The sequence below is a fragment of the Acidobacteriota bacterium genome, from assembly GCA_016716715.1.
Classification (GTDB): domain Bacteria; phylum Acidobacteriota; class Thermoanaerobaculia; order UBA5066; family UBA5066; genus Fen-183.
The window spans coordinates 255,683-271,290 of sequence record JADJVE010000001.1; the positions used below are offsets into that span (position 1 = coordinate 255,683).

Below are 15,608 nucleotides of genomic sequence, written 5' to 3' on the forward strand. Positions count from 1 at the left end.
GCCATGTTCCTCTCGAACCTCTCCATCAAAAAGCCGGTCTTCGCGACCGTGCTCATGCTCGCCCTCGTGACGCTCGGCATCTTTTCGTACCGGCGCCTCGCGATCGACATGTTCCCGGACGTCGAGATCCCGGTCCTCTCCATCTTCACGCGGTTCCCGGGCGCCTCGCCCGAGACGGTCGAGCGCGAGGTCACGAAGAAGCTCGAGCAGGCGGTCAACCCGATCTCGGGCGTCAAGCACGTCTTCTCGACCTCGCGCGAGGGGCTCTCGACGGTCATCGTCGAGTTCAACCTCGAGGTGAAGATCAACGACGCGGCGCAGGACGCGCGCTCGAAGATCTCGGCGATCCGGAACGATCTCCCTCAGGGAATCGAAGAGCCGGTCATCCAGAAGCTCGACATCGGCGGGATGGCGGTGGTGTCGCTCGCGGTGAGGTCCGACGCGATGACCCCGCGCGAGCTGACGACGCTCGTCGACCGCAGGGTCAAGCGCCGCCTCGAGAACCTTCCGGGCGTGGGCAAGGTCGACCTCGTGGGCGGGAGCAAGCGCGAGGTGAGCGTCGACCTCGACCGGGCGCGGCTCGACGCGCTCGGCCTCGGCGTGGACGAGGTCGTCGCCGGGCTCTCCGGCGAGAACGTGAACACGCCCCTCGGCCGGCTCGACGGGGGCGGCCAGGAGCTGCCGGTGCGCGTCTCGGGCAAGCCGAAGGAGGTGCCGGGCTTCAAGTCGATGGTCGTCGCGACGCGCGGCGGCGTCGCCGTGACGCTCGGGGAGGTCGCCGACGTGAGGGACGGCGTCGAGGAGCGGCGCAAGCTCGCGCTCGTCAACGGCGTGCCGGCCGTCGCGCTCGACGTCTTCAAGCAGAGCAAGGCGAACACCGTCGGCGTCGTCGAGGCCGTCACGCGCGAGATCGACCGCCTCCGGATCGAGCTTCCGCCGTCCGTCGAGATCCAGCTCGTGAGGGACGGCTCCGTGATGATCAAGGAGTCCGTCCACGACGTCACGAACACGCTGATTCTCGGCGGCGTCCTCACCGTCCTCATCGTCTTCTGCTTCCTCAACTCGTGGCGGTCGACCGTCATCACGGGCCTCACGCTCCCGATCTCCGTCATCTCGTCGTTCATCGCGATGTACTTCCTCGGGATGACGCTGAACGTCATGACGCTGATGGCGCTGTCTCTGGCCATCGGCCTCCTGATCGACGACGCGATCGTCGTCCGCGAGAACATCGTGAGGCACCTCGAGAAGGGGCAGGACCACATGTCGGCCGCCCGCGACGGCACGGCGGAGATCGGGCTCGCGGTTCTCGCGACGAGCCTCTCGATCATCGCGGTCTTCGTCCCGGTCGCGTTCATGAAGGGCATCATGGGCCGCTTCTTCTTCCAGTTCGGGATGACGGTCGCGTTCGCGGTCCTCGTCTCCCTCTTCGTCTCCTTCACGCTCGACCCGATGCTCTCGTCGCGCTGGGTGGACCCGGACGTCGAGCGGAAAGGGGAACGCAGCGCGGTGGCGCGCGTCCTCGACCGCTTCAACGGCTGGTTCGACCGCACGGCCGACCGGTACCGGGCGCTCGTCGGATGGGCCCTCGACCACCGCCGGACCGTCCTCGGCCTCGCGGCCGCCGCGTTCTTCGGCGGGCTGTTCCTGTTCGGGACGCTCCAGAGCGAGTTCATGGTCAACGCGGACCAGGCCGAGTTCCAGGTCAAGTTCAAGACGGCCCCGGACGCGTCGTTCGAGGAGACGCGCGGCCGGATGGGCGCCGTGCTCGCCGAGCTGAAGAAAATGCCCGAGGTCAAGCACACCTACGCCTCGATCGGCGCGGGCGAGACCGGCACCGTCCGTGATGCGCGCGTCTACGTCAAGCTCGTCGAGGCGAAGGAGCGGAAGAAGCACGCGACGGTCCTCGCGGCCGAGGCCCGCAGGCGGATCGCCCCGATCGCCGGGATCATCCCGTCGGTCGAGATCCAGACCGACGAGTTCGCCGAGAAGCCGATCATGGTGTCGATCCGCGGCGAGGAGATCCCGCTCCTGAAGAAGTACGCCGCGCAGCTGAAGGAAGCGGTTTACGGGGTGCCCGGCATCGTCGACGTGGAGATGACGCTCGAGCTCGACCTGCCCGAATACCGGCTCGTCGTGGACCGCGAGCGCGCTTCGGACGCGGGCCTCTCGACGCCCGCGATCGCCCGGACGATCGGCGCGCTCGTCGGCGGGCAGACCGTGACGACGTACGAGGACGAGGAGGGCGAGGCGGTCGACGTGAGGGTCCGCCTCCCGCTCGCGATGCGCCGCGACGTCTCGCAGATCGGGGAGCTGAGGATCGCGGTCCCGGGCGGGAAGAGGGCTCCCGCTCTCGTCCCGCTCTCGGAGCTCGTCCGGGCCGAGAGGGCGACGACGCCCTCGGAGATCTCGCGCCGCGACCTCTCGCGCGAGGTCCTCCTCACCGCGAACCTCGACGGGGTCCCGCTCGGAACGGCCGTCCAGAAGATCCGGGAGGCCTCCGGGAAAATTCCGATGGCCCCCGGCTACCGGATCTACTTCCCGGGCGAGGCCGAACGGATGGAGGAGAGCTTCGGGTACATGGCCGAGGCGCTTCTTCTCGCGGTCGTCTTCGTCTACCTCATCCTCGCGGCCCAGTTCGAGTCGTTCATCGAGCCGCTCTCGATCATGCTGTCGCTCCCGCTGTCGATCGTCGGGATGGCGGGAATGCTCGCGCTGACGGGCGACACCGTGAACATCATGTCGCTCATCGGGCTCATCCTCCTGATGGGCCTCGTCACGAAGAACGCGATTCTCCTCGTCGATTACACGAAGGTGCTCCGCGCTCAGGGGATGGACCGCCGGACCGCGCTCGTCACCGCGGGAAGGACGCGGCTCCGCCCGATCATGATGACGACGCTCGCGATGATCTTCGGGATGCTCCCGCTCGCCCTCGGCCTCGGCCAGGGGGCCGAGATGCGCTCCCCGATGGGGCGCGCCGTCATCGGCGGCCTGATCACGTCGACGGTTCTCACGCTCCTCGTCGTCCCCGTCGTCTACACGCTCTTCGACGACTTCGCCGCGTGGATCCACCGGCGCTGGGCGAAGGCGAACGCCGAGGCCGGGGGCGCGCACGGGTCCGCGGCCGCTGCGAAGACCGCGGCGTCGGTGCTGCTCGCCGTCTCTCTCCTCGCCCCGGCCGGGCGCGCCTCCGCGGGCGCGGGGGAGCCCGCGGCCCCAACGTCGCCCCGGGTCCTGACGCTCGAGGACGCCGTGGCGATCGCCACGGACAAGAACCGCGACGTCGAGAAGGCAAGGAGCTACCAGGAATGGGTCCGCGGGAAATACGTCGAGGAGCGCGCCGCCGCGCTCCCGATCATCTCGGCCGAGGCCGGCTGGGCGCGTTCGTGGGACGGGACGTACGCGGCGCTGACCGGGGGCCTCTTTCCGTCGGGCCAGACGACGCAGGCCGCCGGCCTCACGCTGTCCCAGACGCTCTTCGCGTGGGGCAAGGTGGGCGCGGCCGTCCGCGCCGCCAAGCAGGGGATCGCGGCGGCGGCGGACCAGCTCGAGCACTTCCGGCAGGCCGCCGTGCGCGACGTCACCGAGGCCTTCTACGACGTCCTCCTCGCGCGAAGGCTCGCTGAGATCTCGAAAGAGACGCTCCGGCTGAGAGAGCAGCAGCTCGCGCAGGCCGAGCAGCGGCACGCGCTCGGCACGGCGACGGACTACGACGTCCTCGCGGCGCGCGTCGCGCTCGACAACCAGAAACCCGAGGTGCTCCGCAGCGCGAACCTCGTCCTGATCGCCCTCGACCGCCTGAGGCTCGTCCTCGCGGAGGAGACCGCGGCCCTCGACGTGACGGGGGCGCTCGAATCCGGGACGCAGGAGATCCCGTCGTTCGACGCCGCGGTCAAGACGGCGCTCGAGCGCCGGCCGGACGTGAAGGGGCTCGAGCACGGCGTCGGGGTCTACCGCGAGTTCGTGAAGATCCGGAACGCCGACGACAAGCCCCGGCTGGACCTGCGCGCGAACGCCGGATGGACGTGGTTCGAGGCGGAGCCGATCGCGGTCGACGGGCAGAAGTGGGGGATCGGGGTCGCCTTCTCCTTCCCCTTCTTCGACGGCCTCGCGACGCGCGGCCGGGTCATCCAGGCCCGCAGCGACCTGACGCGCGCGGAGCTCGACCTCGCCAAGCTGCGCGACGGGATCAACGTCGAGGTTCGGACGGTGCTCGACCAGGCGAAGGTCGCCGGCGAGATCGTGGCCGCCCTCTCGGGGAACGTGGACCAGGCCCGGCGCTTTCTCGAGATGTCCGAGAAGGGGCAGGAGTTCGGCGTGAAGACGCGCCTCGAGGTCGACGACGCCCTCGTGAACGTGCGCCAGGCCGAGGGCAACCTCGCCAAGGCGAAACGGGACTACCTCGTCGCGCTCACGAACCTGAGGTACGTGCAGGGAACGCTCTGAAAGGGAAGGTTGGCGGAGGAGGAGGGATTCGAACCCCCGGTACCTTTCGGTACAACGGTTTTCAAGACCGCCGCCTTAAACCACTCGGCCACTCCTCCGGAAGGACGCGGAAAGCCATTATCTCCTCTCCCTGCTAGACTTCGCGGCCCGGTGCCGCCACGGACAGGTGGGTGAGTGGCTTAAACCAGCGGTTTGCTAAACCGCCGTAGGGCTTTAAAACCTTACCGGGGGTTCGAATCCCCCCCTGTCCGCCATTCCTTCGCCCCCGGCCCTGAAACCTCGGAGCCGGAAATGCCGTAACAGGTGACGGAGTCAGCATTTGCGCCGGAAGGGAGCCGTTCCATGAGCACGCGGATCAAGGCGGCGATCGGGATCGGGGTCGTCGCGATCCTGGCCGTCGTCATCTGGGCGTCGATCGCCCGCAAGGACAAGAACACGGTGCGGGTCACGACCGCGAAGGTCGGCAAGGTTCCGCTCGTCTCGACCGTGAGCTGCAACGGCCGCGTTCGCGCCAAGACGAAGGTCGACATCTCGTCGCAGGTCATGGGACAGATCGTGACGCTGGCGGTCCGGGAGGGCGACCACGTCAAGAAGGGCGACCTCCTTCTCCAGATCGACAAGGCCCAGTACGACGCCGGCGCGCAGGCGACTCAGGCGGGCCTCGACGCCCTGTTCGCCCAGCGGGAGTCCGACCGCGCCACGCGCGAGCAGGCCGAGCGCGACTACGCGCGCGAGCAGAAGAACTTCGAGGCGAAGATCACGTCCGAGCAGGCGCTTCAGAAGGCGAAGCTGTCGCTCGACGCGGCCGCCGCGAACGAGCGGGCCACCGAGCGGCGCATCGAGCAGGCGCGCGCGAACCTCATGGGAAACAAGGACAGCCTCCGGAAAACGACGCTCACTTCGCCGATCGACGGTGTCGTGACCGCCCGCCCGGTCGAGCAGGGCGAGAACGCCATCATCGGGACGATGAACAACCCCGGCACCGTGCTCCTGACCGTGTCGGACATGTCGATCGTCGAGGGCGAGATGGAGGTCGACGAGACCGACGTCCCGCACGTGAAGATCGGCCAGAAGGCGACGCTCACGTTCGACGCGTACGTGGACAAGAAGTTCGAGGGGAAGGTCACGGAGATGGGCGGCAGCCCGATCACGAAGTCCGCGCTCGGAACGGACTCGTCGGCCGTGAACTTCAAGGTCAAGGTCCAGGTCACGAACCCGCCCGGGAACATCCGGCCCGGTTTCTCGGTGTCCGGCAAGATCGAGACGGACCGCCGCGAAGCCGCCCTCGCCATCCCGATCCCGGCGCTCGTCGTCGCGGACCCGGCCTCTCTCGAGAGGCCCAAGCCCGGCAAGAAGGACGACAAGCCCGCCGCAGGCGCGGCCGCGTCGACCACGGCGGCGGCCCCGGCTGCTTCGGCGGCGGCGGGGTCCGCGGAGAAGAAGAAGGACGTCGAGGGCGTCTTCGTCGTGACGAAGGCGGGCACCGTCGAGTTCAAGAAGATCAAGACGGGCATCAACGCCGACCTCCAGACCGAGGTCGTCGAAGGCCTCGCGGAAGGCGACGAGATCGTGACGGGTCCGTTCAAGGCACTCCGGCAGCTCAAGATCGGCGACAAGGTCAAGGTCGACAACTCCGCGCCCGCGGCCGACGCCGCGAAGAAGTCCTGAGGCGGCGATGCTGATCGGGGAGCTCCTGCGCGTCGCCTGGAAGGCGGTCACGGCGCACAAGCTCCGCTCGTTCCTGACGCTTCTCGGCGTCATCATCGGCGTCATGACCGTCGTCGCCGTCGTGGCGGTCATCTCGGGCCTCAACAACTACGTTGCGACGAAGATCTTCTCCCTCTCGCCCGACGTCTACGCCGTCACGCGCTGGGGGATCATCACGTCGCGCGAGGAGTTCCTCGCCGCGCTCAAGCGCAAGCCGCTGAACAAGTCCGAGGTCGAGCAGGTGATGCGGCTCGCGAAGAACGCCGAGAAGATCGGGGCCTCCTCCGGGACGACGCGCCTCGCGCGCTACGAGGGCCGCAAGCTCTCGGACGTCCAGATCTCGGGCACGACCGCGAACATCGCGGAGATCCGGAACCTCGACCTCGAATCCGGCCGCTTCTTCACGGAGATGGAGAACGAGCACCGCTCGTTCGTCGCCGTGATCGGCTCGGACGTCAAGGACGAGCTCTTCCCGCGCCTCGACCCGCTGGGCCGCACCTTCACGCTGAACGGAATTCCGTTCCAGGTCATCGGGGTGCTCGCGAAGCAGGGCTCGGTGCTCGGCCAGAGCCAGGACACCGTCGTCTACATCCCGCGCGAGACGCTCTGCAAGGCCTGGGGCAAGAACCGGAACATCAACATCCTCGTCCAGGCCAAGGGCGGCGTCCCGGGCGTGCCGGCTTCCATGGACGAGATGAGAGCCATCTTCCGCGCGCTGAGGCACACGGACCCGAAGGCGCCGGACCCGATCTCCTTCGTGAACGCGGACGCGATCCAGGTCGTCTGGAAGGCGATCACGGCCGCCGCGTTCGCGCTCCTCGTCTTCATCAGCGGAATCTCGCTCGTCGTGGGCGCAATCGTGATCGCGAACATCATGCTCGTCTCGGTCATCGAGCGGACGAAGGAGATCGGGCTGCGCCTCGCGGTGGGGGCGCGCAAGCGCGACGTCCTCTTCCAGTTCCTGCTCGAGGCGGGCCTTCTCGCTCTCGGAGGCGGCGTCCTCGGCGTCTTCTTCGGGTGGGTCATCGCGATCTGCGTGGACGCGTTCACGCCGCTGCCGACGCTCGTGACGCCCGGCCTCGTCATCTCGGGCCTCGTCCTCGCCACGCTCACGGGCGTGATCGCGGGCGTCTTCCCGGCGATCAAGGCCTCGCGCCTGACGCCGATCGAGGCCCTGAGGTTCGAATGACGGCGCGCGTCATGGACGCCCTCCGGCGCATCCTCGCGGAGAACCTCCGGTTCGCCCTGATCGCGCTCCGTGCCCACAAGCTGCGCGCGTTCCTCACGATGGTCGGCATCGTGATCGGCGTCTGGACCGTCATCGGGATGGTCTCGCTCGTGACGGGATTCGACCGCTCGCAGACCGAGGCGTTCTCGTCCTTCGGGACGACGCTCGTCCAGTTCCAGAAGTTCGAGCCGCGCTTCGGCCCCGGCCACCGCTCCGAGGAGGAGCGCAAGCGGCGGGATCTCACGATCGAGGACGCCCAGGCCCTCCGCGATCTCTGCCCGTCGATCCTCGCGGTCTCGCCCGAGCGGTACATGTGGCGCCCGTCGCAGGTGAAGGCGAACGGCGTCGAGGCGAACTCCCCGCAGGTCGCGGGCGTCAACCAGGACTATGCGATCTGCAACAACTGGGAGATCAAAGACGGACGGAACATCACGGAGACGGACGTCCTTCACGCGACGGACGTCGCGGTGGTCGGTCAGGACGTCATCGAGTCCCTCTTCAAGGGCAAGGACCCGCTCGGCCAGATCCTGACGATCAACGGCCGGCGCGCCCAGGTCGTGGGCACGTTCGCGAAGAAGGGCTCCTCGGGCTTCGGCGGGCAGCCCGACAACGTCGTCGTGATCCCGATCTCGACGTTCGACCGCCACTTTCCCGAGACGAAGAACTCGCACGACGACACGATCCACATCGCGACGATCCCGCGCTCGCCCGAGCTCGTGGACCGCGTCATCGAGGAGGGCACGGCCGTCCTCCGGGCGCGGCGCAAGGTGCCGTTCAACGCGCCGAACGACTTCGCGATCTTCACCGCCGAGAAGATGCTCGCCCAGATGCAGGCGGTCACGAACGCGATCTCGGGCGTCATGGTCCTCATCGCGGCGATCGCGCTCCTCGTGGGCGGCGTCGGCGTCATGAACATCATGCTCGTCTCCGTCACGGAGCGAACGAAGGAGATCGGGCTCCGGAAGTCCGTCGGGGCTCTCCGGCGCGACATCTCGCTCCAGTTCCTCACGGAGGCGATGATGCTGACGGCCCTCGGCGGGGCGGCGGGCGTCCTCCTCGGCATGCTCACGTCGCTCATCGTCAAGAACGTCTCGAGCCTCCGGACCGAGACGCCGCTCTGGAGCATCCTCCTCGGCCTCGGCGTCTCGGTGTCGATCGGTCTCTTCTTCGGGATCTACCCCGCGATGAAGGCCGCGCGCCTCAATCCGATCGACGCCCTGAGGTACGAGTAGTTCCCCGGCGGGCAGGCCCCCGCCCTCGAGTCCGGCGTTCCGGTTAGGATCCTCCCGTGGCCGTGATCCCGAAAGACGTGCAGGTCCTCGGCGACGAGCTCGCGATCGTGTGGGCCGACGGCGCCGAGACGTACCAGAAACTCACCGACCTCAGGCGCCTCTGCCCGTGCGCCTCGTGCCAGGGCGAGGGGGATCTCCTCGGCCGGATCTACAAGCCCCCGGAGAAGCCGCTCACGCAGGAGTCGTACGTCGTCAAGGGCACGTCGCCGGTGGGCGGCTACGCGCTCCAGATCTTCTGGGGCGACGGGCACGCCGACGGGCTCTACACCTACGCGCGGCTGAAGGCCTGGGGCGAGAACCCGCCCGACCTGCCGCCTGTCACGGCTTTCCCGCTGCTCCCGACGGTCTGACCTCGAGCGCCTTCTTCACGAGCTTCGTGACGTCGGGGTAGCCCTTGCCCTTCGTGGCCGAGACGTAGAGCGCGGCGAGCGCGCGCGGGCCCGCGGCGAAGGCCGCGAGGAATTTCTCGCGGCCCGCGAGGCGCAGGACGCCGTCCGTCATCTGGGCGCCGACGATCGCGGGGTAGCGCTGCCAGAAGTCGCCCTTGCCCGCGTTCAGGAAGAGGTCCTGCCTCTGGTCCTCCTTCAGCTTGCGCTCGAGGAGGAGATCCGCCGCCGTGTTCCAGCGCCCGAAGCTCCGCGCGATGGGCTCCTCGAGGAAGGGCGAGAGCGGGAAGAACTCGTCCGGCACGAGGAAGAGCGTGCCCGGGCCCTCGGCGACGGTGCGCGCGAGCAGCGCGTCGAAGTCGAGCGACTTGTCGCCCGCGGGCGGCCAGGCGGGCGCCTTTCTCACGTGCGCCTCGAAGAGCGCGCGCCACGCCTCGGCCGCCGCGCCGCGCAGGATCTTCAGGAGGGTCTCGCGCGGCGGTGGCGCCGCAGCGCCGCTGCCGACGAGGCGGGGAAGGTCGGCGGAGATGACGATCTCGCCGTCGCCGCTCACGGAGACGATCTCGGCGAACCCCGAGATCGCGAGGAACGGCACGAGGACGACGTTCACCTTCACCGGCGTGCCCGTGGGCAGGATCGACGCGAGGCGCCGCGCTTCGAGCGCGGCGTCCGCGGCGCCCGTGGCGTCCATCTCGTCGAGCAGCGCCGTGAAGGCCGGGCTCGTCCCGATGAACGACGTGAAGAGCGGGTCCGGAGTCCCGGCGATCGCCGAGACGAGCTTGCCGTAGTAGTCGTCTGGCGAGAGGTTCTGGCCGCGGATCGCCGCGGTGGCGTGGGCGGACGCCTTCAGGCGCCGGAGCGCGGCCGTCGGCCCGGGCGCGCCGGCGAGGAGGCCGAGCACGTCGCGGGCCGGCTGCGTGTCGATGGTGAAAGCGATCTCGTGCGGCGTCTTCGCGCTGAGGTCGAACGGCGGCCCGGAAGCCGTGTCGGCGGCAGACGCGGGGCGGGCCGCGGCGAGGGCCGCGAGGACGAGCGCGGTGAAAAGCGCAGGGCGAACGCGGGCTTCAACCAAGGATGGCCTCCAGGGCACGGGACGTGTCGGAGAGGTCGGGGAGGACGACGACGGCGCCCGCCTCAGCGAGCCGTCCGGCGGGCGTCCTGCCCGTCGCGACGGCGACGATGCGCGCGCCGAGCGCGAGAGCGCAGGCGACGTCCTGCGGCGCGTCGCCGACCACGACGCAGTCGGAGCCGGTGAACGCGTGGCCCAGCTGGCGGGCCTTCTCGAGGGCCACGGGGCCGAGGTCCTCGCGGCGCGGCGCTTCGTCGCCGAACGCCCCGAACGCGAATCGGTCCCAGAGGCCGACGGCCGAAAGCTTGATGCGCGCCCCGCGCTCGACGTTTCCCGTGAGGAGTGCCGGGACGGCGCCGCCGGAGCGCGCGACGCCATCCAGGACGGCCGCGACGCCGGGCTTGAGAACCGGCCGCTCCGAGGCGAGCGCGGCCTCGAGACGGTCGAGGTACAGCGCGAGCGCCTCGGCCCGGCGGCGCAGCACGGTCTCCTCCGGGACGCCCGCCGCGAGGAGGAGCTCCCTCACGATCATCGGGTCGAGCTTGCCTTCGAACGCGAACGTCTCGACGTCGCCGCACGTCCCGAAGACTTCCGTCAGGGCTCCCGCGAAGACCGTGCGCGCCGCCCGGCCGCCCGAGAGGAGCGTCCCGTCGATGTCGAAGAGGACGAGCCGCGGGCGCGGCGCGCGGGCGGCGCTCACGGCCCGTCCCCGGACGGGAGGCGCGCGGCGAGGGAGGCGGCGAAGTCGGGGAACACGCGTCTCCAGTACGGCCAGTCGTGCACCCCGGTTTCGAGCCGGACCTCGTGGGCCGCGCCGACGGCCGAGGCGAAGCGGCCGAAGAACCCCGCGATCTCCGCGAGGCGGTACTTGTCTTCCGTGCCGCAGCGCACGAGCAGGAACGGCGCCCGTGCCGCCAGAGAGGCGTCTTCGAGGAGCATCTGGTAAAGGTCGTTCTTGCGCAGGACGTTCGCGACGGGATCGGCGCCGAAGGCGGCCTCGAGAGACGGCTTGAGGAAGAAGGGGAGCGCGGCGACGGAGGGAACGCACAGCTGCTGGATCGCGGGCGAGAGGCCGCCCGCCGCGGTGAAGAGATCCGGCCGGGCGAGGGCCCAGCGCAGGGCGCCGTAGCCGCCCATCGAGATGCCCGCGGCGACGCGTCCGTCGCGCGACGCGCGCGTGCGAAACGTCCGGTCCACGAACGGCACGAGGTCGTCCGTGAGGAACGCGGCCATCCGCCGCGCGCCGCCCTGCGCGTCCACCCACCAGGTGCCGGAGCCGCGCGGACAGACGACGATCATCTCGGGGAGACGCCCGGCGCGCATCGCCGCGTCGAGCGCGTCCATCACGCCCTGCCGGAAGAGCACCGCCTCGTCGCCCTGCCCGTCGTGCAGGAAGTAGAGGACCGGGTACCGCCGGAGAGGCGTTGCTTCGTACGAGGGCGGCGTCGCGACGGCGACGGGGACCGGCCCCGGCATGTTTCGCGTGGGCACGCGCTCGTCGCGCCGCGCGGCCCGCGCCGCCGGGGCGGCGGCGAGCAGCGCGAGAAGCACGCACGCGAAACGACGTCTCATGACGGGATTCTAGGAGCCTGCTAACCTTTCTCCATGCCCCTCTTTCTCGAAGGTCAGACGGCGATCGTCACGGGCGGCGGGCGCGGGATCGGGCGCGCAATCGCCCTTGCGTTCGCGCGCGAAGGGGCGACGGTCGCGCTCGCGTCCCGTTCCGCCGACGAGGTCGAACGGACGGCGGCCGAGATCCGCTCGAGCGGCGGGCGGGCCCTGGCGGTCCCCACGGACGTGACGTCCCGGGCCGCCGTCGAGGCTCTCGTGGCGCGGACGCTGGAGGAGACACGGCGCATCGACGTCGTCGTGAACAACGCGGGCGTCTTCGTGTGGCGGGCGTTCGCGAAGCTCGAGGAGGACGACTGGGACCGGATCCTCGACACGAACCTCAAGGCCAGCTACCTGCTCGCGCGGGCGGCGCTCCCGGCGCTCTCGGCGTCGGGGCATGGCCGCGTCGTGAACGTCGCGTCGATCCACGGCTCCGTGGGCGAGGCGAACGTCGTCGCGCACTGCGCGGCGAAGTTCGGGCTCGTCGGGCTCACGAAGGCCCTCGCGGCCGAGCTGCGCGGCGTCGGCGTCACGGTGAACGCCGTCAGCCCCGGCGCGACGGACAACAAGAGCCTCGATCTCGACCCGCCCGCCCACGCCGAGCCCCTGAAGGAAAAGCTCCACGCCCGCGACGTGGCGGAGGCTGTCCTTTTCCTCGTCTCGCCCGCCGCGGCCACCATCTCGGGCGCCGTGCTCGACGTGTGGGGCGGAACGTCCGTCGCGATTCGAACGTAGGAATCGGCCGGAGGGGCGCCTCCCTAGTCGACGAGGCCCTTGGCCTTCAGGTCCTTGCGAACGGCTTTCGTGACGTCCCGGACGAGCTCCCGGGCCGAGTCGGGGTTCTTGGTCTCGGTCGAGCCTCCCCAGACGAGCTTGTCGGTCGTCATGTCGTAGATGTTGGTTTCGAGCGTGATGAAGGTCTGCGTCTTCGTGTAGCTCGTGTTCGCGGCGACGTACGGGACGCCCCAGCTCGTGCCCCAGTAGCCGTAGTACGTGTAGAACGTCCAGTAGTACGTCGGGCGGGCGGCGCCGGCCTCGCGCGACATTCCGCCGTCCCCGCCGAGGGAGCGGAGGAGGACCACGCCGTCGAAGCCGCCCGCCTTGATCGCCGCGACCGCCTTCTCCTTGTCGCCGGCGTCCGCCTCGGAGAGGATCGTGTAGCCGCGCGTGCACGCCGTCTTCACGACGTTCTTGCAGATCTCGTCCTCGGCCGTGCGGCGGAGGGACGCGTCCTTCGTCGCGACGATCGCGAGGACGTTCTTGAACTTCATCTTGCCGAACTGCGGGTCGGCCCAGCTCTCCTTGACCTTCGTGCCGGCGTGCGCGGCGGAGGCGAAAGCGAGGGAGGCGAGGACGGCGAGGATCGCGAGGGATGCGCGTTTTGTCGACATGGGGCGAGAGCTTAGCCGATGCTCGGTGCTACAGTAATTTCGCTTCGCAGGCACCGCACCTGCCCGTAGCTCAGTTGGATAGAGCATCGGCCTTCTAAGCCGAGGGTCACCGGTTCGAATCCGGTCGGGCAGGCCATTGATTTGAAAGAACGGCTGCAGCTTCGGGCGTTACCGGGGAGAATCCGCGGAATGCGCCGTCTCCTCGTCCTTTCTGTGCTGATGCTCGCCGCGGTTGCGCCCGCCAACGCCCAGGACGGCGTCGGGGAGCTGACCCCAATCATCGGTTTCCGGGCGGGGGGAACCCTGAACGACGCCGTCACCGGCGAGTCCTTCTCCATCCAGCCGTCGTGGTCCTGGGGGGTCGTGGCGGGGATCTCGCTCGGTTCCCCGAACCTCATCATCGAGGCGACCTACATGCAGCAGCTCACGCGCGCGTCGAGCGACGTCACGTTCGGCGGGGGTCTCGGGGGTCTCCACGACATGAGGATCCAGACCGCGCTCGCGGGCGTGCAGTGGGACTTCTCGCCCAAGGCCCGGGTCCGTCCGCTGGTCTCGGCCGCCGTCGGCGCGACGTCCCTCGAGGCACAGGGGGGAGGCCAGGTGACGTCCTTCACGGCGTCCCTCTCGGGCGGCGTCAAGGTGATGGCGACCCGCAACTTCGGCGCCCGCCTCGAGCTCCGGACGCTCGCTCTCTTCTCGGGCGGCTCGCTGAAGGGCCTCTGTCAGTTCTCGGAGTGCATGGTCGGGCTCACCGGCTGGGGAACGCTTCAGGTGGACGTGTCCATCGGAACGCTGTTCTCGTTCTGACCGCGCTCACTCGGGTGGCCGGTAGCCGTTGTTGATCACGTAGGACGGGTTGAGGAAGAAGACCAGGGCCTTCTGCCCGAAGTTCAGGCGCCCCTTCCTCAGGATGGCGACCGACCAGCGATGGAAGAGCTCGCCGAGGGCCGAGCCCATGATCGACGTCGTGATGAGGTCCTGGATGCTCGGCTGCTCGGCCCACGACTCGAGGACGTACTCCCACATCACGGTCTGGAAGGCGGCGAAGCCGAAGGACTGGAGGACCGTCCCCCCCTGGGACCGGATCATGTTGTAGTAGAAGGCTCCCGCGTACGGGTGCCCGATCCAGTTGTGGAAGGGAATGTCGCCGTCCCAGGTCGGCAGCTCCGTCCACGCCCGGACGAAATTCGAGCCGGCGCGGCTGAGGGTCTCGGAGTCCCACTTCGTGTTCTCCTTCGGCAGCAGCGCGAGGACGACCCCGCTCGCGAGCTCCGTGCCCGTGATGATGAGCGTGCCTCGCCAGAACTTCGTGCCGAACGTCGCGGTCGAGTTCCGAACGCCGCGGAGCGGTTCGCCGGGGGCCGGCGCCGGCCGGAAGGGCGGCTCGAGGGGCAGGTCCCACCGGACATCGGGCCTGGCCGGGGGGTCCGTCGTCAGGGAGTCGAGACCGAGGGAGAAACGCCCCGGCGGTGGCTCGCAGCCCGAAGGCTGAGGCCGCTGATGGCCTTCGCGTCCGGTCGCAGGGCCGTCGTCGGCCCGGGCCCCGTCACATTCGCGAGAAGCGGGAGGCAGATGCCGGCGGCGAGCACGCAGCGCCGGAACCACACGGAGACCCACTCACTCGGCCGCAGCGAGGTCGACGAGCGGACTGCGGCGTCTCCGAGATCCATGCCGTCGACGCCGCTACTTCCTGACCAGTTCCACGCGCCGGTTCTTGGCGCGTCCTTCCTCCGTGCGGTTGTCGGCCACGGGCGTCGTCTGTCCGTAGCCCTTCGCGGTCATCCGGTCGGTCTTGATGCCGCGCCCCACGAGCGCGGCCCAGGGCGCGCGCTCCGGGAGAGGCGCAGGTTCGCTCGGGCGCGCCCACGTTGTCGGTGTGCCCGGCGACCTCGACACGAAGAGCCGCGGCCGCCTTGAGAGCGGCCGCCGCGTCGTCGAGAGTCCTGGCCGAGTCGGGCTTGATCGTCGCCTTCCCGGTGTCGAAGTTGACGTACAGCGCGATGAACCCGTCCTTGGCGAGCTTGTCGGCCAGCTCGTTCACGGCGACGTCCTGCTTCATCGCCTCGCGTTCTGAAACCGTCATCGAATACGAACCGTCGCCTTCGCCGGCCTGGAGGAACACCCAGGTTTCCTTGCCGCCGCGCAGGAACTTCAGGGTCAGGGCGTAGCTCGTGCACCCGTTCCCCATGCGCGGCATCCCCTCCTGGTCGTACATGGCCTTGCACCAGCCGGGTAGCTGGGTCGCCGTCCGCGTAGCCGAACGTTCCCGAAGTGACTCCAGCCGCAGACCCGGTCCCCTTCGTGGGAGGTAGCGCCAGCGCGCCGGACCCCCACCTCGACCGAGGTCACGGTCCCGATCCCTGAAACCGAGGGAGCCGCCGAGCGTGAAGCGGCTCGTGCGAAGTCCGTAGTCGGAGGGAGCGCGGCCCGCCTGATCCTGCGCAAGGGCGGGCGCGGCAGCCAGCACCAGAGCGGCGAGGA

At 69.5% G+C, this 15,608-nt stretch carries 13 protein-coding genes and 3 tRNA genes; 9 read left to right on the top strand and 7 right to left on the bottom strand.

Annotated elements, in window-relative coordinates:
• The first annotated feature begins 3 nt into the window (after positions 1-3).
• Positions 4-4,443: an efflux RND transporter permease subunit gene (locus IPL89_01150; GenBank protein MBK9061805.1), complete on the top strand. Its 4,440-nt coding sequence runs from the start codon at positions 4-6 to the stop codon at positions 4,441-4,443.
• A gap of 10 nt (positions 4,444-4,453) precedes the next feature.
• Here the strand turns inward: IPL89_01150 and IPL89_01155 are convergent.
• Positions 4,454-4,541, bottom strand: a tRNA-Ser gene (locus IPL89_01155).
• A 62-nt stretch (positions 4,542-4,603) separates the two neighbouring features.
• Between IPL89_01155 and IPL89_01160 the strand changes: the two genes are divergently transcribed.
• From IPL89_01160 to IPL89_01180, 5 genes are all read left to right on the top strand, one after another.
• Positions 4,604-4,697: transfer RNA gene (locus tag IPL89_01160), tRNA-Ser, on the top strand.
• Between the two features lie 88 nt (positions 4,698-4,785).
• Positions 4,786-6,111 carry an efflux RND transporter periplasmic adaptor subunit gene (locus tag IPL89_01165; protein ID MBK9061806.1) on the top strand — a complete coding sequence of 442 codons (1,326 nt, stop codon included), beginning with the start codon at positions 4,786-4,788 and terminating at the stop codon, positions 6,109-6,111.
• A gap of 7 nt (positions 6,112-6,118) precedes the next feature.
• Positions 6,119-7,339 carry an ABC transporter permease gene (locus tag IPL89_01170; protein MBK9061807.1) on the top strand — a complete coding sequence of 407 codons (1,221 nt, stop codon included), beginning with the start codon at positions 6,119-6,121 and terminating at the stop codon, positions 7,337-7,339.
• Positions 7,336-8,610, top strand: a complete 1,275-nt coding sequence (locus IPL89_01175) for an ABC transporter permease (protein MBK9061808.1) — start codon at positions 7,336-7,338, stop codon at positions 8,608-8,610. The genes IPL89_01170 and IPL89_01175 overlap by 4 nt, the downstream gene beginning before the upstream one ends.
• Before the next feature lie 56 nt (positions 8,611-8,666).
• Entirely contained in the window at positions 8,667-9,020 is a 354-nt protein-coding gene (locus IPL89_01180) for a DUF971 domain-containing protein (protein ID MBK9061809.1), read from the top strand.
• Here IPL89_01180 and IPL89_01185 read toward each other — a convergent pair.
• Genes IPL89_01185 through IPL89_01195 form a run of 3 tightly spaced genes read right to left on the bottom strand, consistent with a single transcriptional unit; the run spans position 8,989 to position 11,697 of the window.
• Positions 8,989-10,128, bottom strand: coding sequence for a hypothetical protein (locus IPL89_01185; GenBank protein ID MBK9061810.1), 1,140 nt, complete (start codon positions 10,126-10,128; stop codon positions 8,989-8,991). The two genes, IPL89_01180 and IPL89_01185, sit on opposite strands and share 32 nt — an antisense overlap.
• Positions 10,121-10,825 carry a haloacid dehalogenase-like hydrolase gene (locus IPL89_01190; protein ID MBK9061811.1) on the bottom strand — a complete coding sequence of 235 codons (705 nt, stop codon included), beginning with the start codon at positions 10,823-10,825 and terminating at the stop codon, positions 10,121-10,123. The genes IPL89_01185 and IPL89_01190 overlap by 8 nt, the downstream gene beginning before the upstream one ends.
• Entirely contained in the window at positions 10,822-11,697 is an 876-nt protein-coding gene (locus IPL89_01195; protein MBK9061812.1) for a hypothetical protein, read from the bottom strand. Before IPL89_01195 ends, IPL89_01190 begins: the two co-directional genes overlap by 4 nt.
• Positions 11,698-11,730: 33 nt before the next feature.
• Here IPL89_01195 and IPL89_01200 point away from each other — a divergent pair, with 33 nt between their 5' ends.
• A complete protein-coding gene (locus IPL89_01200; GenBank protein MBK9061813.1) occupies positions 11,731-12,471 on the top strand; it encodes an SDR family oxidoreductase in 741 nt (246 codons plus the stop codon).
• A gap of 23 nt (positions 12,472-12,494) precedes the next feature.
• Here IPL89_01200 and IPL89_01205 read toward each other — a convergent pair whose 3' ends face one another.
• The gene (locus IPL89_01205) at positions 12,495-13,127 is read right to left on the bottom strand and encodes a DUF4136 domain-containing protein (GenBank protein MBK9061814.1); all 633 of its coding nucleotides are present in this window, start codon (positions 13,125-13,127) and stop codon (positions 12,495-12,497) included.
• A gap of 59 nt (positions 13,128-13,186) precedes the next feature.
• On the opposite strand from IPL89_01205, the gene IPL89_01210 reads away from it, so the two are divergent.
• Both IPL89_01210 and IPL89_01215 read left to right on the top strand, forming a co-directional pair.
• Positions 13,187-13,263: transfer RNA gene (locus IPL89_01210), tRNA-Arg, on the top strand.
• A 53-nt stretch (positions 13,264-13,316) separates the two neighbouring features.
• Positions 13,317-13,934 (top strand): outer membrane beta-barrel protein, encoded by a 618-nt coding sequence (locus tag IPL89_01215; GenBank protein ID MBK9061815.1) that lies wholly within the window; start codon positions 13,317-13,319, stop codon positions 13,932-13,934.
• 6 nt (positions 13,935-13,940) lie between these two features.
• On the opposite strand, the gene IPL89_01220 is transcribed toward IPL89_01215, so the two are convergent.
• A complete protein-coding gene (locus IPL89_01220) occupies positions 13,941-14,732 on the bottom strand; it encodes a DUF3943 domain-containing protein (GenBank protein MBK9061816.1) in 792 nt (263 codons plus the stop codon).
• The gene (locus IPL89_01225; protein MBK9061817.1) at positions 14,674-15,342 is read right to left on the bottom strand and encodes an OmpA family protein; all 669 of its coding nucleotides are present in this window, start codon (positions 15,340-15,342) and stop codon (positions 14,674-14,676) included. The genes IPL89_01220 and IPL89_01225 overlap by 59 nt, the downstream gene beginning before the upstream one ends.
• Positions 15,343-15,608: the final 266 nt, after the last annotated feature.